Source organism: Vibrio sp. 779(2023), assembly GCF_033344285.1.
Lineage (GTDB): Bacteria > Pseudomonadota > Gammaproteobacteria > Enterobacterales > Vibrionaceae > Vibrio > Vibrio alginolyticus.
This window is the reverse complement of the sequence record NZ_JAWPOM010000003.1, coordinates 119,244-138,921: the sequence shown is the minus strand read 5'-3', so window position 1 is coordinate 138,921 and position 19,678 is coordinate 119,244. Positions and strand designations below refer to the sequence as shown.

General features: G+C 47.3%; 18 protein-coding genes and 1 pseudogene. 11 read left to right on the top strand and 8 right to left on the bottom strand.

What is annotated here, in order from left to right; all coding sequences use genetic code 11:
- Nucleotides 1–306: 306 nt before the first annotated feature.
- Entirely contained in the window at nucleotides 307–1,335 is a 1,029-nt protein-coding gene (locus R8O70_RS05710; protein ID WP_256900376.1) for a hypothetical protein, read from the top strand.
- 79 nt (nucleotides 1,336–1,414) lie between these two features.
- On the opposite strand, the gene R8O70_RS05705 is transcribed toward R8O70_RS05710, so the two are convergent.
- Nucleotides 1,415–1,741: a DUF4156 domain-containing protein gene (locus tag R8O70_RS05705; protein ID WP_025767966.1), complete on the bottom strand. Its 327-nt coding sequence runs from the start codon at nucleotides 1,739–1,741 to the stop codon at nucleotides 1,415–1,417.
- 42 nt (nucleotides 1,742–1,783) lie between these two features.
- On the opposite strand from R8O70_RS05705, the gene R8O70_RS05700 reads away from it, so the two are divergent.
- Both R8O70_RS05700 and R8O70_RS05695 read left to right on the top strand, forming a co-directional pair.
- Nucleotides 1,784–1,939 (top strand): hypothetical protein, encoded by a 156-nt coding sequence (locus R8O70_RS05700; protein WP_318184082.1) that lies wholly within the window; start codon nucleotides 1,784–1,786, stop codon nucleotides 1,937–1,939.
- 27 nt (nucleotides 1,940–1,966) lie between these two features.
- Nucleotides 1,967–2,677: a biotin/lipoate A/B protein ligase family protein gene (locus tag R8O70_RS05695; protein WP_258624600.1), complete on the top strand. Its 711-nt coding sequence runs from the start codon at nucleotides 1,967–1,969 to the stop codon at nucleotides 2,675–2,677.
- Nucleotides 2,678–2,736: 59 nt separating this feature from the next.
- Here the strand turns inward: R8O70_RS05695 and R8O70_RS26475 are convergent.
- Nucleotides 2,737–2,814 (bottom strand): annotated as a pseudogene (locus R8O70_RS26475) (VOC family protein); the annotation flags it as partial.
- 148 nt (nucleotides 2,815–2,962) lie between these two features.
- Between R8O70_RS26475 and R8O70_RS05690 the strand changes: the two are divergent.
- On the top strand, nucleotides 2,963–4,531 hold the full coding sequence (locus R8O70_RS05690; RefSeq protein WP_171345902.1) for a DEAD/DEAH box helicase: 1,569 nt from the start codon (nucleotides 2,963–2,965) through the stop codon (nucleotides 4,529–4,531).
- A gap of 91 nt (nucleotides 4,532–4,622) precedes the next feature.
- Here the strand turns inward: R8O70_RS05690 and R8O70_RS05685 are convergent, their stop codons facing one another.
- Nucleotides 4,623–7,502: an amylo-alpha-1,6-glucosidase gene (locus R8O70_RS05685; protein ID WP_258624603.1), complete on the bottom strand. Its 2,880-nt coding sequence runs from the start codon at nucleotides 7,500–7,502 to the stop codon at nucleotides 4,623–4,625.
- 220 nt (nucleotides 7,503–7,722) lie between these two features.
- Between R8O70_RS05685 and R8O70_RS05680 the strand changes: the two genes are divergently transcribed.
- Nucleotides 7,723–8,634 (top strand): LysR family transcriptional regulator, encoded by a 912-nt coding sequence (locus tag R8O70_RS05680; RefSeq protein ID WP_258624606.1) that lies wholly within the window; start codon nucleotides 7,723–7,725, stop codon nucleotides 8,632–8,634.
- Here the strand turns inward: R8O70_RS05680 and R8O70_RS05675 are convergent.
- On the bottom strand, nucleotides 8,587–9,522 hold the full coding sequence (locus R8O70_RS05675) for a LysR family transcriptional regulator (protein ID WP_258624608.1): 936 nt from the start codon (nucleotides 9,520–9,522) through the stop codon (nucleotides 8,587–8,589). The two genes, R8O70_RS05680 and R8O70_RS05675, sit on opposite strands and share 48 nt — an antisense overlap.
- A 198-nt stretch (nucleotides 9,523–9,720) precedes the next feature.
- On the opposite strand from R8O70_RS05675, the gene grxB reads away from it, so the two are divergent.
- Entirely contained in the window at nucleotides 9,721–10,350 is a 630-nt protein-coding gene (grxB, locus tag R8O70_RS05670) for a glutaredoxin 2 (protein ID WP_045546253.1), read from the top strand.
- Nucleotides 10,351–10,360: 10 nt separating this feature from the next.
- Nucleotides 10,361–11,485 (top strand): alkene reductase, encoded by a 1,125-nt coding sequence (locus R8O70_RS05665; protein WP_258624610.1) that lies wholly within the window; start codon nucleotides 10,361–10,363, stop codon nucleotides 11,483–11,485.
- An 82-nt stretch (nucleotides 11,486–11,567) separates the two neighbouring features.
- Here R8O70_RS05665 and R8O70_RS05660 read toward each other — a convergent pair whose 3' ends face one another.
- From R8O70_RS05660 to R8O70_RS05650, 3 genes are read right to left on the bottom strand one after another with little or no spacing between them, the layout of a single operon-like run.
- Nucleotides 11,568–12,626 (bottom strand): zinc-binding dehydrogenase, encoded by a 1,059-nt coding sequence (locus R8O70_RS05660; RefSeq protein ID WP_064369391.1) that lies wholly within the window; start codon nucleotides 12,624–12,626, stop codon nucleotides 11,568–11,570.
- A 4-nt stretch (nucleotides 12,627–12,630) separates the two neighbouring features.
- Complete coding sequence (locus R8O70_RS05655) at nucleotides 12,631–13,143, bottom strand: 2,4'-dihydroxyacetophenone dioxygenase family protein (protein ID WP_053304588.1); 513 nt, start codon at nucleotides 13,141–13,143, stop codon at nucleotides 12,631–12,633.
- A gap of 40 nt (nucleotides 13,144–13,183) precedes the next feature.
- Entirely contained in the window at nucleotides 13,184–13,945 is a 762-nt protein-coding gene (locus R8O70_RS05650; protein WP_104980454.1) for an SDR family NAD(P)-dependent oxidoreductase, read from the bottom strand.
- A 131-nt stretch (nucleotides 13,946–14,076) separates the two neighbouring features.
- Here R8O70_RS05650 and R8O70_RS05645 point away from each other — a divergent pair, with 131 nt between their 5' ends.
- The gene (locus R8O70_RS05645; RefSeq protein ID WP_258624613.1) at nucleotides 14,077–15,099 is read left to right on the top strand and encodes a helix-turn-helix domain-containing protein; all 1,023 of its coding nucleotides are present in this window, start codon (nucleotides 14,077–14,079) and stop codon (nucleotides 15,097–15,099) included.
- A gap of 20 nt (nucleotides 15,100–15,119) precedes the next feature.
- On the opposite strand, the gene R8O70_RS05640 is transcribed toward R8O70_RS05645, so the two are convergent.
- Nucleotides 15,120–16,553 (bottom strand): PLP-dependent aminotransferase family protein, encoded by a 1,434-nt coding sequence (locus R8O70_RS05640; RefSeq protein ID WP_081008262.1) that lies wholly within the window; start codon nucleotides 16,551–16,553, stop codon nucleotides 15,120–15,122.
- 271 nt (nucleotides 16,554–16,824) lie between these two features.
- Here R8O70_RS05640 and doeA point away from each other — a divergent pair, with 271 nt between their 5' ends.
- From doeA to R8O70_RS05625, 3 genes are all read left to right on the top strand, one after another.
- Nucleotides 16,825–18,012 carry an ectoine hydrolase DoeA gene (gene doeA / locus R8O70_RS05635; protein WP_005373780.1) on the top strand — a complete coding sequence of 396 codons (1,188 nt, stop codon included), beginning with the start codon at nucleotides 16,825–16,827 and terminating at the stop codon, nucleotides 18,010–18,012.
- A 54-nt stretch (nucleotides 18,013–18,066) separates the two neighbouring features.
- Complete coding sequence (doeB, locus tag R8O70_RS05630) at nucleotides 18,067–19,074, top strand: N(2)-acetyl-L-2,4-diaminobutanoate deacetylase DoeB (protein ID WP_005387043.1); 1,008 nt, start codon at nucleotides 18,067–18,069, stop codon at nucleotides 19,072–19,074.
- Nucleotides 19,075–19,197: 123 nt separating this feature from the next.
- Complete coding sequence (locus tag R8O70_RS05625; protein WP_005387046.1) at nucleotides 19,198–19,677, top strand: Lrp/AsnC family transcriptional regulator; 480 nt, start codon at nucleotides 19,198–19,200, stop codon at nucleotides 19,675–19,677.
- Nucleotide 19,678 lies beyond the last annotated feature (1 nt).

Here is a 19,678-nt window from a genome sequence, read left to right as displayed (position 1 = left end):
TCTACAGTAAGTGCCTGTTTTCTCTTGAACCTCTCACTCATATAAAAATGAGAACTCAATCACGTATTTGATGGTTGGAAAAGTTACGTCTATCTTTCAGTCAAAGACATCAACTTCGCAGCGTTAATGCTCTCAATTTCAGACACTTTATCAATCGTGGCTTAGCGGTTGATAAACGACTAAAAAAGCATCTGTGGGCATACCCACTACGAAGGGTTGACCAGAACCATTCTGAATGTCGCGAGCCAATCTTTTGATTGGCAATTACGTCAGTGAATCGCACCAAATGACCGAGGGGTTATCAGGATGAATACTCGAACCACGACAGGACTCGTCACCATCGGCTGGTCCGTTACACTTTCACTTTTTACCGCATTCGCCGTGTATGCCAATACGTCGCCAAACTGTAGTGACGTATTAGCGGGCAACACAACCGCCGCATCGCAAAAAATGATGGTTTTATTGGGCGAAGACATCACCAAATCCAACCGTATAACTACGGTGATTCCAGCCGAAAACAATCCATTTGTGACCGAAGAACTGGTTTCGGTTTCTAACGACGTATCGCCAAACGGTCGTCTTTCACAAAAGAGTTTGGAAGAGATTCGGAAAGTCCGCTCAAATCTAGAGAAAGCAGCACAGGAAGTAAGCCGATTACAGGGCACTTTTGAAGTGGCTTTCATCAGTTTGATTGATGGTTACTGCCAATTTTCTAATCATAAACGTACTCAACATGCCAAAATCGACTTTGACCATTTGGAAGGCCTCACTTTGTATTCAATCCCCGCTTTAATAGCAATGGTCGATCAGTCGTACTCCATGGCAAAGAATCGAATCGCTAATGAGCAGAAACAGTTAAGCGACATTGAAAAAGAGAAACAGCGGCAGAAACAACAAGCAGCCGCGGCAGCAGCCGCTCGTTACCAAGACGGTAACGTACTCGTAAGAGTCGAGAACTTTGATGGCGCTAATGTGACATTTTCCGTTACTAACATTGGTTCACAAGGATCATTACAACCAAATTTCAACACGTTTAATGCATATCGCACAGAAAGTGGAGAATTAATCTACAAGTCAGAATCTTTACTACACCTGGCGGATACTGCAGGTAACACACTTGAAACAATGGGTATCGCTGAGCTCTCATCACAAGGTGGAAGTGACATATCGATCTCTCCTGGAGAAACCCGAAAATTCGTTACTAGCATTGCTTCAGAAGTCGCGCCACATACGCAGTTGAGCTTAGAGTTTCCAGCCAAAGTGCTTAATACCGAGCGAGACTTTACATTGTCGTTCTCTGATACATCAGCGGTGGCGACAGCAAACGTCAATTAACGCAAAGTCGCCAGTATTTGTAGAACGCATCAAAGACAGGCGAGCAGCGCCTGTCTTTCAATTATGAGCAAGAAAATCGCTACTGTTTGCACTTGTAAGCATTTGCAAACATCGTCACTGACGTAGAAAAGCTCAACGGTTGATACAAGTACAAGGTATCTGCGCCTAAATCCGCCGCCTTGATGCGCATTTGGTTTAGCGTCCCCCAAACCATGTCTTTATCTGCGTGAAGCCAGTAGTCGTAAAAGTGTCCTTCTGAGCCGATCACGGTACCCATTAGTTCACAGTTTTCAATCGCATTCACATTGTCCCAAAGCACCTGTACTTGCTCAGATTCTTGAGTTGGGAACGTCACACATCCCGTTAATGATGCCGCTAACGCGAGAGTCATCACTCGCTTTTTCATACTTATATCGCCAAAATTTTTCATAGATGGCAGATTTTATGAATGGCTGATGTGATGACTAGCAAAAACTTTTTATCGCGTGTTCAAGCAGAATTAATGGACAACGGAAAAGACTCAAAAGGTGATCATGCAGCTAGCGAGCAAAAACCTAATAATCACAGACCTAGCAATAAAGCTGTATCTGAGATACAACAGTAATGATTAAATAGCCGCGAGGGATAGAGTTTGGTTGCTAAAAATAAGCTAATTCGCTATACAGCTACGGAAGTCGCTGATGCATTTGACAAAGAAGATGAGCTCATTAAACAAGTTCAGTCCAACCAACTCTCGCAAGTGCTATTGCTTTGGCAAGTAAAAAACCCAACGCTCGTGCTTCCCGCGGGTAAGAAATGGCCAGTGTCTAATGAGTTAGAACATGCGTTAAATACGTCTGGCTGGAAGCTCTTTTCTCGTAAAACCGGTGGTGCCCCAGTCCCTCAGGTGCCAGGTATTATCAATCTATCCCACATTTACCACTGGCCAGAAGGCGAGCCTTACAGCATCAAAAAAGCGTATCTCGATTTATGTGCGATATTAACGGTTTTCTTTAAACAGCTCGGCGTGAAAGTGGATGTTCATGCTACGCCTTATTCCTACTGCGATGGCGAGTACAACCTCAACATTGGCGGGCAAAAAGTCGTGGGAACCGCGCAGCGCGTTTTACTGAAAAAAGGCGGTGGGCAAGTGGTGTTATCACAAGCATGCATTCTGATTGATGCCGACGTCGAGAAGATTGTCGAACCAGTACGAATGTGTAATCAGCTTTGCGGTCACAGCGATGATATTCGTGGTGATGTCCACACACCGCTCTTCCATCATGTATCCGACCGCCCATCGGTAGATTCGCTCTTTCAGCAATTGACGAGTGCGTTTTTAACGCATGCAAAAGCGGAGTAATGAAAGGAGCAAGCCTCCCCCACACTCCGAACAGCATTTGATAAACTAAAACTGCATACCGTGATAGCGATGTAAGAATGGGCATCGCCAACGTAAAACCATTCAATCGATCGACCAAACCAGTTATCAGTTTTGCCTGCCAAAAAGAAATGAGATCCAGTTCAAATATTTATCCATGACGGAATTAGTTGAAGCCTGCGCGTAAAAGCCTCAGAATGTCGCACTTTTCGCACCGATTTGTTTTCGGCGCGTTGTTATCTAACTCTACAATTGAGAATCATACATATGGGTTTTACCTCGTTAGGTCTATCTGCTCCAATCCTTAAAGCTATTCAAGAGAAAGGCTACGACACCCCTTCGCCAATTCAGGCAAAAGCAATTCCTGCTATTTTGGAAGGGAAAGACGTAATGGCAGCAGCGCAGACTGGTACAGGTAAAACTGCAGGCTTTACGCTACCGATTCTTGAGCGTTTATCGAACGGCCCTCGCGTTCGTGCTAACCAAGTTCGAGCACTGATCCTAACGCCAACACGTGAGCTTGCAGCTCAGGTGCAAGAAAACGTATTTATGTACGGCCGTCATCTTCCACTAAGCAGTGCGGTTGTTTTTGGTGGTGTGAAGATCAACCCGCAAATGCAGCGTCTTCGCAAAGGTGCGGATGTGTTGGTCGCGACACCAGGGCGCCTGATGGATTTGTACAACCAAAATGCGGTGAAGTTCGACCAACTGGAAGTGCTAGTGCTCGATGAAGCAGACCGTATGTTGGATATGGGCTTTATCCGTGACATTCGTAAGATCCTAGCTCTGCTACCAAAACAGCGTCAGAACCTACTTTTCTCGGCGACTTTCTCGGATGAAATCCGTGACCTTGCGAAAGGCTTGGTGAACAACCCGGTTGAGATTTCAGTGAACCCGGCAAACTCGACGGCGAGAACGGTTGAGCAAAGCATCTACCCAGCAGACGTGAAAAAGAAAGCACCGATGTTGGTTAAATTGATCAAAGACGGCGATTGGAAGCAAGTGCTGGTGTTTACGAAAACGAAACACGGCGCAAACCGTCTGACGAAGTTCCTTATCGAACAAAACCTACCGGCTGCTGCCATCCACGGCAACAAGAGCCAAGGCGCGCGTACCAAAGCACTGGCGGATTTTAAATCGGGTGAAATTCGTGTGTTGGTCGCGACGGACATTGCTGCGCGCGGTATCGATATTCCTCAATTGCCGCAAGTGGTGAACTTTGAGCTACCTAAAGTGGCAGAAGACTACGTTCACCGTATTGGTCGTACTGGCCGCGCGGGCGAAGTAGGTAAAGCGATTTCACTGGTGTGTGCGCTAGAAGCATCTGAGTTGTTTGCGATTGAACGTTTGATTCAAGAAGTACTACCACGTAAAGAGTTGGAAGGTTTTGCGCCAACCAATGTGGTGCCAGAATCTAAACTGGATACGCGCCCAATCAAACCGAAAAAACCTAAGAAGCCGAAAAAACCAAAAGCGCCAAATGCTGCAAGTGAAAACGCCCCAGCAGCCGAAAAGAAAGCAGGCAATGGTGCAAACAAACCTAAACGTCGCTTCAACGGTGGTAACAACGGCAACAAAAACAGCACCAACCAAGGCGGTGCGGGCAAGCCTAAAGGCAACCGTGAAGGCCAAGGTCGTGCAAACAGTAAACCAGATGACCGCAAACCTAACGGCAACAAGCCAAATGGCAATAAGCCGAATGGAAATAAACCAAACGGTAATAAGAGTGGCAACGCTGGTAAACCGTCAGGTAACCGCAAGCCAAACAATGCTAAACCTGCAGGAAACAAACCGTCAGGTCAGCGCCGTAAACCTCGTCCGCAGGCGGCAAACTAACCTGTAAACGGCCCCCGATAGCAAATACAACAAAGCCGCTGATAATCTCAGCGGCTTTGTTTTTCTTAGAACGCAGCTTTGTTAAAACAGCCTACATTAAAGGTGTGATTCGAATATCTGCGATTTGCGCTTCGTTCTTTTCACCCTCAATACCACCTGCGTAGATGTAGGTTTCATTCGATTTGAGGTAACTCATATTGAAGTGGTCCTTCAGCGCGACCTGATAGGTTTTTCCCTGCTCCAACGTCACCTCAATTGGCGTTGAGTAACGCATACCTTGGTTTTCACCAATATGGCCCATCTGCAAGTAACCTTGACCAACCACTTTACCTGCATCATCCAATACCTCTAACAATTTCACGGTGTTCGTGATGCCAGTATTAAGTTGCCCTAGGTTATTGTTGTACCAAGCATCGAACTGGTAAGTGCCCGTTAAAGGAGCTGTAAACGACTCTGCACCTTTTACGATACCACTGTCTTTGCGCACCGTAACCACTGAGACATTGTCTTTGAGTGGCTGATATTCGCCATCAAGTTTGATGCGGATCTCTTCACCGACACAAACCGGCTGGCTTGGGTTAGAACGGAAGCCTTTATCGTTAATGCTTTCAGCCAAATAACAAGCAAAACCTGTTGGCGTATCGGAATAAGATTGAGCAATCACGTTCTTTTGAATCAGCTCGCCATTGCGATACAAGTTCACGTTGTACTTGCTCGTCACGTCAATCGAAACCGAATTATCAACGCTTTTTACCACCAATGTCGGCTCTTGCGGAGAATAAACACGGCTGTCTTTACTCACATACGGTTTCACATCAGAAACTAAAGTAATGCTGCTATCTACATTCACAAGCGCGCCTAATGTCACGTGGAAATGCCCCTCTTCGTCCATCGTGACATTCTCAACTGGGTAGTAACCTGTTTCATCTTTGCTTACTTCAGGCAAGTCAATCGTTACCGAGTAGTTCTTTCCTTTGAAGGCAAAGTTTTCCAAAGTGATTTGTTCAGACTGAGCCAACAAGTTATTGCGCACCCAACTTGTGATAAATGGCTGCACTTCCAACTTACCCGTTTCGGTATGAACGCCGAATAGGGTCTCTACCACCATGTTCAAGTAGCCACCCACAGACCAAAGCTGACGCTGAGAGTTAATCACTGGGCCATCCATGCTTGGATCTTCACCATGATCACTATGGATGATGAATGACTTACCAGAAAGCCACTCTAAGTTTTCCATGTTGGATAAATTAGTTGCCGTGCCACGAACCAACGATTGAATCGCATTGTTCGCCGCAGCCACGTTCTGTGTTTGATGCGCGGCGCGCAAGCTGTACGCGGTAACAAATGGCCAAATTGCGCGGTTATGGTACACAGGCACATCCGGTTGTTGAGGGAAGTAAACCGGCACGCCAAACTCACTGTGTGGGTAATTGGCCATGATTTGTTTCGCCTGCGCATCACTTGCCACGCCACTGATGATCGCAAGTGCTTCGCCCAACATGTCGTATTTGTCGACCGCGATGTCTTTGCCATTGTCAAACAAATAGCTTACGTACATACCGCGTTCGGCATTCCAAAACTGCTCGTTGATAGCGGTTTTTAACTGCTCAGCCCAATCGGTGTATTTGACCGCGCTGGTTGAGTCGTACTTCTCTGCCAACTTAGCCGCGAGATGAATCGCGCGGTAGTGAACCACGTTTGTCGATAACGCTTTGCTGCTACCAATCGCATTTACATCGTTTGGCGTCCACGTTGAGTAAGTTTGCTCACGCCAATCAAGGAATGATTGCTCACCAGTGTATAAACCAGATTTCGCATCAAAAGCCGCCAAGCGATCGGCTTCAAGTGTATTACTGATCGCTTTATATGCGCGCTCTGCAAACTGGTTGTACTCTTCCCCATCCAATGCCGAAAGTAAGCGTTCTGCACCAAGCGCCCAAGTCGTGCGGTCGGTACTGATTGGCCAGCTGCCGCCCGTGCCCGTGTCTTGCACAATCTGCTCGCCATCGTATTGCTGATCGGTCGTGTCGCGGAAAGCAGACAATTTGAAATTCAAACCATTTTGCACCCGAGTTGGATTCATCAATGCAAGCGAAAGGTCTGCTGCGTACGCCAAATCACGCGTCCATACGTAATGCCACTTCGCGCCCGTCTCAAAAACTTCCGCTTTGATTGGGTTGTTGTAGTTGTAATTGCCGTCTTTGATTTCAGAAACGGCAAGCTGGTCTAGCTCTTTCATCGTCAACGCAAACAACGCGTCAAACGCGACATCACCCGACACCACTCGCGGCCCTGTTTGTTCATTAATCACTAAGCCTTGGTCGAGCGCATCACGCAATTCTGTCGTCGTTGAAATACCAAATTCACGCAGCTCAGCTTTAGGATCTTTCACCGAAAAAATCACGGTATCACTCGAGTCATCGTAATTGGCGAACAGTTTCACTTCTTTATTCTGATGCCCTTCATGCACCATTGCAGGGTCGAGAATCGCATCAGAGTAGTATTTTTCCGCTTCTTCTTGCGTTGCTTTCGTCACAGTCATTGTCGCGCGACTTTCATCGGCAAAGCTCACAGAAAACTTGTAATACCCTTTGTCTTCAAACGTGATCTCAGAGTTGCAATCATCGTTCATACACGCGTCATTCGTGTCTGGTTTAGGCAGGTACTCCTGAGCTTTGTCGAACGCCGCGGGCTCCTCAAAATAGGTGTATTGGATCTGCCAACCCGGATCAGCAATCTTGAACTGATTGCTACCTCGAGCGACGCGCAGTACGGTTTCGTACTCGTTATTACCCAAATAGTTTAGCTTGGCATGCTCTGCCGTGCCCCAATCCCCATTTAAACCACGTAAATATAAGTCGGCTGAAATAATTGGTTTGTCGACCGGCACAGGCGCATCAGAGGAATCTGATCCACATCCAGCAAGACCAATACAAGACGCGACAGCAAGCGCAATAAAACTCGGTTTCATGTTCATCCCTTAGATTGTTGTTTTGGCGACAGTCTAAAGAACACCCTTTTGAGGGGAAAATAGGAAGTCAGGAGCGAGCTATAGATAACATCTATACGCCAAACCCCAACAGTGATGTAGATCTATGAAATGCGCATAATTTCAATCAAATGAGATTACAGATTTGTGATTTATAAATGAAATTGTGCAAAATACCCCTCGTTCTTAGAGGGGAAAGAAAATGGACAAATCTCTGCAGCAATTTTTACTGGTTGCACGCTGCCAAAGCATCAGCGCTGCGGCAAGAATGGCAGGGTTAAGCCAGCCAACGGTAACAAGCAATTTAAAGAAGCTGGAAGAGAATCTCGGCGTGACGCTGTTTGAACGTCACCCTAATGGCATGGTGTTGACCGAATACGGACGCATCCTCTATCGCCATAGCAACGCGATGCAGCATGAATACAACCAAATGATGCAAAGCATTGATGAACGGAAACAGTACCAAGTCGGAAAAATTAAAATGGGTACTGGCGATGCGTGGTGGCCGCTGTTCGTCAAACAAGCAATCAATGAACATCTGACCGAGCAGCCATCAGCATCTACGCACGTCGAATTTGGCAACCACTTAGGCTTGATGGATTCATTAATCAACGAACAGATTGAATTCTTCATCGGCCACGAGATTGTCGGCTTGTCGTCTAAATGCGATGTTACGTTTATTCCACTATTTCAAACGGTTGATGCCTATTTTGTTTCCCCAAACCACCCACTTCTAGGGAAAACCGTCACCGAAGATATGCTGCACGAATACCCCGCTCTTTCGGTCACTTATGACGCTAAGAAATTCGCTCACGTCATCGATAACCCAATCCCGAAGCAAAATGAACGCGAAAGGCAGCAACTGGATGACAGACCGACTTACGAAGTGGATTCTCTGCTCGCCAGCATTGATGTACTGAAAGAAAGCGTCGCGGTGATGTCTTATACCGGCCACCTCAAACCGTATTTGGAATCCTTTGGCTTACGATGCTTAACCATGGAAAACGAACCAAACCCTGGCACCGTCGGGATTTATCGCCACCGCCGAGAAACCTCGGAATCGCATCTAGATCTGATTGCTGGTATCACTCAGCGCGCTAAATTGCTCAATTAGAAAGTCCAAAAACAGGCGAACTCTTTTCGGTTGATATTGGCGGCTTTGATAAATGACATGTAGATCCGCTTCAGCGCCTTGCGAAAAGGCGCTGAAGTTTTTCATATACCCATCCAAAACCGTTACTAAACGTTGTTTTTTGAGGTCTTGCTGAATATCTAAAATCGATTTCAACGCAATCCCCGCACCGTCCAACGCCCATTGTCGAATCACTTCACCATCATCAGAAAATCGCTTTGGCGTGACCGTGATCGTTTGGTGAGACTCTTCATCTTTAAAGTGCCACGTTTTTAATTCTTCATTGCTGCGCACCATGGCTAAGCAGCGATGGTCCGCGAGATCTTGAGGACAGTTTGGGACACCTTGCTTCGCCAAATAATCAGGTGACGCGCACAGTACGCGTTGACTCGATGCCAGCTTGCGCGAGATGAGATTGCTGTCCGCTAACTCACCGTAACGAATCACCAAATCGAGCCCCGATTCAGCCAAGTTTGATAAATTGTCATTAAGATAAAGATAAGGTGTCACATCCGGATATTGCTCAGAAAAAGCCGACACCATCGGCGAAATAATTTGTTTGCCAATATCTCGTGGAGCTGAAATTTTCAACGTTCCGCGCACTTGCGAAATACCCGTTTGCAGCAAGTTTTCCGTCTCTTTCACGCTATCAATGATGTTCAGACAAGCTTGATGGTACATTGCCCCGGCGTCCGTGAGTGATACATGGCGGGTACTTCGGTTGAGCAGCTTTACGCCATAGCGTTCTTCTATCGCTTGCAGCCTTGCCGTTACCGTCGCCGGAGATAAACCTAGCTCCCTTCCCGCCGCTGCCAGACCTTGATGTTTAACGATGCTGACAAACAACGTCATATCCGAAAACTTATCCATCTTCGCGCCCTTATTGTTTAGAAAAACTGAATAATCAATTCAGATATTACCCAATTATCAAATTAAGTCGAATCCATATACTGGCCCTATCGACATTGTTTAGACCCAGAACGTTATGTGGCAGGGAAAAGTTAAACGCCGTAACGCTGTTCAACGCACAACAACACGCCCTGCCCAGCCAGAGATAGGAAACAAAAAATGAAACTGTACATTTATGAACATTGCCCCTTTAGCGCCCGCGTCCGTTTTGTTGCAGGCATGCTGAATATTCAGCTCGACGTCATCAACATTGCGTATGACGACGAGAGCACCACCACAAACATCATCGGCGCAAAACAAGTTCCTCTTTTGATCAAAGACGATGGTGAAGCCATGGCGGAAAGCTTAGACATCATCAACTACTTCCTTGAATTATCATCTTCCAACGAAAGCAGCCAACCCTCAACACCGGTTTTAGACTGGCAAAAACAAGCGTTTTTACCGCTACAAAAAGTCGGGTATCCGCGTTGGTCAAACATGACATTACCGGAATTTGCAACAGAAACCGCTAAACAAGCATGGCGTGCAAAAAAAGAAACCGAAGCGTTAAATTTTGAAGCTTTGATTAACGATACACCTGCGATTGCGAAAGAAGTTGCCGCTTTGATAGAACAAACTAAACCCTTGCTCAACCTAAGTTCAGAAAAGCAAACGTCACTGGTTGATCAAGCCATTATGTTCTCTATTCTACGCGGTTTTTTCAGTGCGCCCGAAGTGCAATGGGATCCAGCCGTACTTCACTGGATGGCAACCGCTCGTAAAGCGACCAACGTGCCAGTACTTATCTAAGGAGCGCATCATGAAACAAAGAACAAATAAGCTGTTTGAACCAGCTCAACTGAAAGCGTTGTCACTACAAAACCGTATTGTCATGGCACCAATGACTCGCGCACGCACCACTCAGCCGGGCAACATCCCGAATGAGATGATGGCAACGTATTATCAACAGCGCGCTTCTGCCGGGCTGATCATTTCCGAAGCCACACAAATTTCGGACGATTCTCAAGGCTACTCGTTCACCCCTGGCGTTTACACCGATGCGCAAGTGGCGGGCTGGCAGGGTGTGACCCAAGCGGTCAAATCACAAGGCGCAGCGATGTTTTGTCAGCTATGGCATGTGGGCAGAGTGTCTCACCCAACATTCCAAAATGGTGAACAGCCTATCGCGCCATCTGCGCTCGCTCCGGTAGAGACGCAAGTTTGGATTGCAGATGAACAAGGCAACGGCAATATGGTCGATTGTGTTGAGCCTCGCGCCATGACACAAGCGGATATCAACCGAGTTGTCGGTGATTTCGCGAACGCAGCCAAACGCGCCATTGAATCGGGTTTTGATGGTGTGGAAATCCACGGCGGGAATGGGTATCTGATCGATCAGTTCTTAAGAACCAATTCAAACCATCGAACAGACAACTACGGCGGTTCACGAGACAATCGTATCCGTTTTCTTATCGAAGTAGTGGATGCAGTTATCGCCGCTGTTGGTGCGCATCGAGTTGGAGTGAGATTGGCACCATTCATTACGTTTAAAGATATGGACTGCCCAGATATCGTGCCAACAATCTTGGAAGCATCAAAGCAACTACAGGAGCGCGACATTGCCTACTTGCACTTGTCCGAGGCCGATTGGGCCGATGCACCAACGATTCCTGAGACGTTTCGAATCGAACTTAGAAAGCGCTTTCGCAACGCTATCATTGTCGCAGGTCGCTACAATCCTCAACGAGCAAACGAAGTGTTAGAGAAAGGCTACGCGGATCTTGTCGCATTCGGACGGCCATTCGTAGCAAACCCAGACTTAGTCTCTCGCTTGCAACATCACCATCCGTTGGCAGAACTCGATGGCTCAACGTTGTTTGGCGGAAACGAACGAGGCTACACCGATTACCCTGCTCTGCAACAGGAATGCGCAGAACAGGCCTAACAAAAAAGCCCCAACCTAGCTGCTACGGTTGGGGCTGTCACCAAACTAAAATTGGTTTTAGCTAGCTTAATCTGGCTAAGAGTTAAATCACTTCTAACGCGCCGCTGCGCCAAGGTTCGATAACGACTTTGATGTGATCATTTGGCGTCATTAACTTTGTAAATGCGTCTTCGACACCATCGATTCCCACTTTGGCGGTGAGCATTTTCTGCCAAGGCAACTTATGTTCGGCAATCGCTTGTAGGCATTGCTCAAACTCGTGCGGTTGGTAGTAGTAAGAGAATCTCAAATCGAGCTCTTTTACCGTCGCGTACGCGTAGTTAATGATTGCGGGTGTCGTATGGATACCCGAGATGACGATTCGCGCTCGGGCAGGAGCGCGGCGCAGAAAATCGTCAATCAAGGTATGCTTGCCAACACACTCATAAATGACCAGGCGTGAATTCATCGCGTACTGCTCACCAACGGCGATCTCGTCTTCCTTGGTCGGGTTGATCAATCGATTTGCGCCAAACTCGCTGGCAAGTTGCAGCTTTTCTTCCTGAAGATCGACCGCAAGAATATTGCTGACGCCACGTTGTTTCAGTGCAGCAATCACCGCCAGCCCTATAGGGCCGCAACCGACAACCAGCGCTGTTTCTTCCGTTTCGATTTCACTGCGGTTGACCGCGTGCAAACCGACCGCTAGTGGTTCGGTTAATGCCGCCGCCTCAGACGGCATTCCGTCTGGCACAGGTAGCAATAACGCTTCATCAAGCAGGAAATACTCAGAGTAAGCGCCATAAGTACCCGGAGTAACACCAACGCCCGCGCCATTTTGGCTGAGCAACATCGGCACTGAGGTGACTCGGCTACCAACGGACAACGTTTGCTGCGTATCGGCACCGTATTCGATAATTTCCGCACAGAACTCATGCCCCAACATCACTTGAGCGTGCTCACCGGCTTCATCAGGCATCAACCCGAGCTGGTGGAATACATCAAATACCTCATCCGCGTGTCGAGTAATGTGAAGGTCGGAGCCACAAATGCCACAAGCTAGACTACGAACCAACACTTGTCCCGCTGCAGGTTTGGGGATTTCGACTTGCTTCAGGCGGACACTACCATCCTGCATTATGATACTGTTCATCTGTTGCATGGGGTTACTCCGCTAGCTCATCGCTTAGGCCAGCAATCGCACCCGGTTTGATGTAGCGCGCAGTGAAGCCTTGTGCTTTCGCTGTTGCAATAACAACTTGCTCAATCCAACCTGCATCCATGATGTTGATGAAGTTACCCTCGTCGTCAAAGTTAATGTTCGCACCTTGGATCACCATAAAGCCATCTGCACCACCCGACTCTTCTGGACAGTGAAAGGTATGAATCGAACCACCTGGCTCATACAAATAACTACCAGCGGTTTGGACTTGGTTTGGGTATTCAATGTAGTGCCAAGCGCCACTCAGTGTATAGAAATGCACCACACCAGTGTGGAAGTGCTTAGGTAAAGTCACGCCCGGTTTGAACTTGGCGCGTATCACCCAAGTTCCGTTTTCTGGATCAAGAAACAGGGGATAAACATCCACACCCGGTAATGCGTCTTTGATGATCGACTCTTCATTGGTATTAAGAGTTAATAAGAAATCTTGGTGCTGAATAACTTCTGGTAATGACATAACTTACATCCTCGCTGTTGCTGTAATGTGGCGTACTCGCCTATCCCATAAGTGGGTACTTAAAATTCTCGAAACCGTCAGATGCGCTGATGGTACAACCGTTGATACAGTTGGCTTTCTCGCTGACCAGAAACGCCACCACATCAGCAATCTCTTCTGGTTGTGTGAAGTTTTGACGCATCTGTTCTTTGCGGATGTGGTCCCACAGGCCAATCTCTTCGTATTGCCTTAACATCGGAGTATCAACGCGTCCCGGAGCGACAGCGCAAACACGAATACCCAATGGTGCGAGTTCTAATGCGGCGCATTTGGTCATCATATCGACTGCGGCTTTACTGACGTTGTAGGTAAAGGTCATCTCAGACGCCATTCGTGCGTAAACAGAAGAAGTATTGAGGATCACGCCCGGCGTGCCTTGCGCTTGGAATTGTCGCCCAGCGGCGAGAATTCCGTAGTAGACACCATTTTGGTTGACCTTTGAGATCGGCTCAAAATCAGCAATTGGGTCGTGGTCAAGCAGAGGTTTCGGTGCACCGATGCCCGCGTTGTTGACCATGATGTCAAGTGAGCCAAATAGTTCGACCGCGTACTTCACCATGGCTTCGACTTGTTGGTAATCGGTGACGTCCGCAACAAAGGTTTCCAACTGCTTAGGGCCAAAACTTGCGTACATTTGCAGTGATTGCTCTGAAATATCGACAGCAAGCACTTTGGCTCCTTGCTCTCTTAGCTTTGCAATAATAGCTTGCCCAATTCCACCCGCAGCGCCAGTCACGATGGCCGTTTTATTGATAAGTTCCATACACCTTCTCATTCATGCGTTTTTGTTATCAAAATGTAACCTAGATCAACTCACTGACACTCACTTGACCTTTTGCGAAGTAAATTTGATACATTGCGATTTACAACCTGTTAACATTTAAAAATCGAGACATGTATATCGTACGAAGTGGCGCTGCCGATAAATTTGATAGCTTGGTTTCCGAACTGGGGCAGAATCCGGTTGAGATTATGGCTGCCGTCGGGCTGTCTGCGGCGCAGTTTCGCAATCCCGATACGTATCTCGCCTACCCTAGGCTGGCTGAATTGCTGGAGGAAGCGGCTGCTCGTTGTAAGCAACCGCTGTTTGGTGCGTTGCTCGCCGAGCGCCAAAACCTGCAAAGTTTAGGTGATTTGCCGATGTTGGTTTCCCGCGCAGAAACGGTCGGTGAAGCCTTGGTGCGGGTGAATGATTTTCTCTATCTGCATTCGTCAGGAGTCACTCTCAACATGACGCCACAAGATGATTGGGTACGGTTGTCGCTCAATATTGATGTGCACAGCGAACGCGGTATCGCGCAGTTGATGCAGTTGAGTGTGTCGCACTTAGCCATGTTTGTTACGAGCTTACTTGATATTGAAGCGAGCCACTTCTCTTTACACCTCAACCAACACGCCAGCTTCGAGGCAGAACAGAGCGCATTTGCCCAGCAGAACAAACTGCGTTTCGGTGATAAGTTTGACGGTATCCTACTTAAAGCGAGTCTACTTAACGCTAAGAACCACCAAGATGAAGACGCACTAGAGCGCCATTTTCAACAGCACCTCAAAGAGCTGCAAACCCGTTACCCCAACAATCTCAGTGACCAAGCAGCAAACATGATTGGCCGTCTGCTCTCAACCGGAGAATGCAGCGTTGAGCGCGTTGCAAGAGCATTGGACCTGCATCCGAGAATGCTGCAAAACAAGCTGAAACAACAGGGCACAAATTATCGGCAGCTTTTACAGCAAGTGCGTCAGGATTTCGCCGAACAGCGATTGCATGAGAATATTCAGAGTATTACCGATATCGCGTTGCAACTGGGCTATGCAGAAACTGCGGTCTTCAGCCGCCACTTTCGCCGTTGGACGGGAAAATCGCCGAGACAATGGCGACAAGAAAAAACTCAGTTACAAACGTTTAAGCCCATCAGATAAAAGCATAAATAACCTATCGCTCAGACCAAAAAGTGTGAGGTGGGAGGGTTGGTATCGAGAATTTCAGCAATCACAGATAACCCGTGTTTGATGTAGCCTCGATTAGTCTCTGCTCCCAAACTAATTCGCACGTAAGGCATTGGCTGATTAGTATCGAGAACAAACGGTTTGTATCCCGTGATCTGCACCCCTGAACGCTTAGCCGAAGCAACCAGGTCATCGCTATTCCACTGCTCGGGTAGTCTCAACCAAATGTGCTGTCCATTCGGGTGCGAGCTATAAACATGCCCTTCTAAAGCGGCTTTTGCTATTCGCTGTCGCTTAGCAAACTCATTGACTTGAAAGCGAATAAGTCGATTTAACGTACCGTTCTCGATCCACAAATGAGCGACTTCAAATGGTAATGGAGTCGCAGACCAACTCGTTGCCGCTAAACGACCAATCGCGTGCTGCAAAAAATGACGTGGGACCGTCAGATAGCCAGTGCGCATGCCTGGCGCTACAACTTTGGTTAAACTGGTGACATAGAAAGCTTGTTCGGGTAACAATGTGGCAAGGGGTGGGACACGGTTAGGTTCTAGTGCTCCATACACGTCATCTTCAATGACATAGATGTCGTATTGCTGTGCAATATTCGCTATCGCCTCTCGGCGTTCAACATCCATATGCGCACTAGTCGGGTTAGCCATGCTCGGTGTGCAACACAATACCTTGATTGGTTTGTGTTTACATGCCCATTCAAATGCATCCGGCGTTATACCAAACTCATCCATTTCAAGTGGTTGCAACTTAAATCCAAGCATTCTCGAGCGAGAGATCAAGCCATGATCAACCAAGTGACCACAAGCAACTAAATCACCGTGTTCAACAACTGTGCTTAAAGCCAACGTTAAACCATGGCATGCTCCATTTGTGAGTAATATTTGATCGGCACCCACATTCAGCCCTTGGCTACTTAGAAATCGAGCTCCTGACTCAATATGATGAGGCTGACCTGTTACCGGCTTTGCCTTACTGATCAAACCACGATTGTTTGTTTGCCCAGCAATCTCCATTAACGCCTGATTAAAAAGCGTAATGTGGCGATCGGTCACCACTGGATGTGCAATCGACATATCAATTTCATCCGGCGTTTCTTTCATCTCTTGTGTCAGCATGAACTCCGTGTCCGTACTTTCATCCACAAAACCTGATTTGACAAAAGTACCATTCCCAACCCAAGACTCGATCGCCCCTTTTTTCTCTGCATAACCATATGCATGGCTCACCGTTTGTACGCTGACGCCAATTTGCTCTGCAAACTCACGATGTGTGGGTAATCGAGTCCCCGGTTTTAGATAACCACTGCGGACACATTCGACAAGATAGTTACCAATGGAGATGTACTTAGCGGTGCCTGGCCGAATGATCGGGTTCAAAGAAATTGTCATGACACAATATTTTAATTGATTCATTTTTAAGGCTCATTGTAACTTCCATTTAACAAATGGCGAACTTTAACTCACAAAACGAGGTGAGATGCACAAAAATAAACCACAATTGTAATGATTGACATGAAATGTATGGGTTAAACAAACATGTTAAACAGCATCGTTCAATCCAAATACAACCCCAGAGGTAAATTGCAATCATTTTTAACGCAGATCTGGCTAGCTGGTAGAAGGTAGAAATACCTCAGCGTCTCCGAAGGCCCATAAGGCGTCGGATTTCTAACAAGGAGAAAATATGAGAGGCGTTGCTTTGCATTTTACACTGGATGAGTTCCAGGATCGGTTAACGAAAGTTCGGCAATCGATGGAAGAAAGAGAATTGGATGTCCTTATCATTCATGACCCTTCTAACATGGCGTGGCTGACAGGCTATGATGGGTGGTCTTTTTACGTGCCACAATGTGTCGTTGTTGGTCCATCTGATGAACCCGTTTGGTTTGGACGCTGCCAAGATGCCAACGGAGCATACAGGACTGCGTATATGTCGGCAGAAAACATCACCTACTATCCAGACCATTATGTAATGAATCCGCCGCTACACCCGATGGATTTCCTGGTCGAAGCCGTACTGGCTCCGCGCCTTTGGGATCGTGGTCGTATCGGTGTAGAAAAAGATAACTATTACTTTAGCGCCACCGCTTACGAATCACTCACTACGCACCTACCGAATGCTCAACTTCTCGATGCAACTGGACTAGTCAACTGGTGCCGCGCCGTTAAATCCGATCAAGAACTGGCATACATGTACCGTGCCGCTCGCATTGTTGAAAACATGCACCGTGTCGCGTTCGACATGATTGAACCAGGATTACCGAAACACCACCTTGTTGCCGAGATTAACCGCCAAGCCGTGCTCGGGCACGAAGACCACTTTGGCGATTACACCGCGATTGTGCCGCTTTTGCCATCAGGTTCTGATGCTTCCGCACCTCACCTGACTTGGGATGACAGACCCTTCAAGAAAGGCGAAGGGACGTTTTTTGAAATCGCAGGGGCGCACCGCCGTTACCATTGCCCACTCTCACGCACTATTTTTCTTGGCGAGCCTGACGACAAGTTTAAACGAGCCGACGAAGCCCTAACTCTAGGACTTGAAGCGGGCTTGAAAGTGGCAAAGCCCGGAAATACCTGCGCCGACATCGCCAATGCACTAAACCAGGTTCTCGATAAAGCGGGATTCTCACGCGAAGGTGCCCGTTGTGGCTACCCAATAGGTTTGAGCTACCCACCAGATTGGGGGGAACGAACCATGAGTTTGCGAGACACCGATAAAACCATCTTGAGAGAAGGCATGACATTCCATTTTATGCCGGGGCTGTGGTTCAAAGATTGGGGGTTAGAAACAACGGAAAGTATCGTCATTACCCATGATGGAGCAAAAACATTGTGTGATTTTCCACGCCACTTATTTGTTAAACACTAATTTTTCAAACCTTAAGCTCTGTTGAGCCAGGTCTGAGAACTAAAAGGACTTGATATGCAAAAAAGCTCGATCACAGCCACCATAGACTTTGACCGAGAAGGTGTACAGCACGGCTTTTTAACGCTGCCCTATTCACATGACGACTCCGCTTGGGGCAGTATTATGATACCTATCACCGTGATCAAAAATGGTCACGGACCAACCGCACTGCTTACTGGCGGTAATCACGGAGACGAATACGAAGGCATCACCAGCCTGCTAAAATTGGCAAACTCGCTGCAAGCAGAGCAAATACAAGGTCGCGTCATTATTGTGCCAATGATGAACTTACCTGCGGTACAAAATGCCTCACGTACGTCGTTTATCGATAAAGGGAATTTAAATCGCAGCTTTCCCGGCAATCCCATAGGCACAGTGACTGAGAAAATTGCGGATTATTTTACTCGTTACCTAGTTCCTAAGTGCGATTTTGCGTTAGACATTCACTCAGGTGGTAAAACGTTAGATATCGTGCCGTTCGCCGCTGCCCATCGTCTCGACAATCTCGATCAAGAAGAAGCCTGCATATTAGGTGCAAAACTGTTTGGCGCACCTTACACCATGATCTTGCTCGAAATGGACGCCACCAGCCTGTATGACACTGCCGTGGAGTCTCAGGGAAAAATCTTTGTTACCACCGAACTAAGAGGAGGCGGAACCAGCACTCCAGAAACCATCGCTTATTCCGACCGTGGCATTCGCAACTTCTTACGCTTCTCAGGCAACTTGCCCGGTGACTACGAACAACCAACCCAACCAACTAAGTTATTAGATATGCCTGATGCAAGTTGTTATGTGCAAAGCCAACACCACGGCATCACAGAATACTTATTTGATCTTGGCGATACCGTCAAAAAGGGCGATGTATTAGTGAGAATCTTCTCGACCGAGCGCACAGGTACCGCCCCCGTTGAGTACAAGTCACAGCTCAATGGTATTTTCGCGGCGCGTCGTTTTCCTGCTATGGTGAATATCGGTGACACTATCGCAGTTATAGCCGAAGACTGCGGCGAGATAGGCTGATTGAAAAACCAACTAAAGAAATCAAAACAAATGGCATACCAGAAGCAAACTGGAAAGCACCTTATAACAGCGACCAGTCATCAGCCTTTATGAAATGATTAGTATTCAACAGGGAGACTCATAATGCGCCTCGATCGCTACGACGTAAAAATTCTACAAATACTTCATGATAATGGTCGTATCACCAAATCTCACCTTGCCGAGGCCATCAACCTATCCGTGAGCCCTTGCTGGGAGCGCGTCAAAAAACTGGAAGAAGCAGGCATCATTGAAGGTTACGGAGCAAAAGTAAATACCGATATTTTGTTCAAACGAACGTCGGTTATGGTTGAAGTTACGCTCAAAGAACACAACGCCCAAGCGTTCAAACGCTTCGAGCAACTGGTTCAACATTCACCAGAAGTCACTGATTGCTATGCCACGGGCGGTGGTATCGATTACATCCTTAAAATTCAGTCAGAAGATATCGACCAATATCAGCGGCTTATCGACAACTGGTTAGACTCAGATGTGGGCATTGAGCGCTACTTTACTTACATTGTGACAAAAACAATCAAACGTGATGCGGGCACATTCGAAGTAAACCAAAACGCTTTGTTATAAA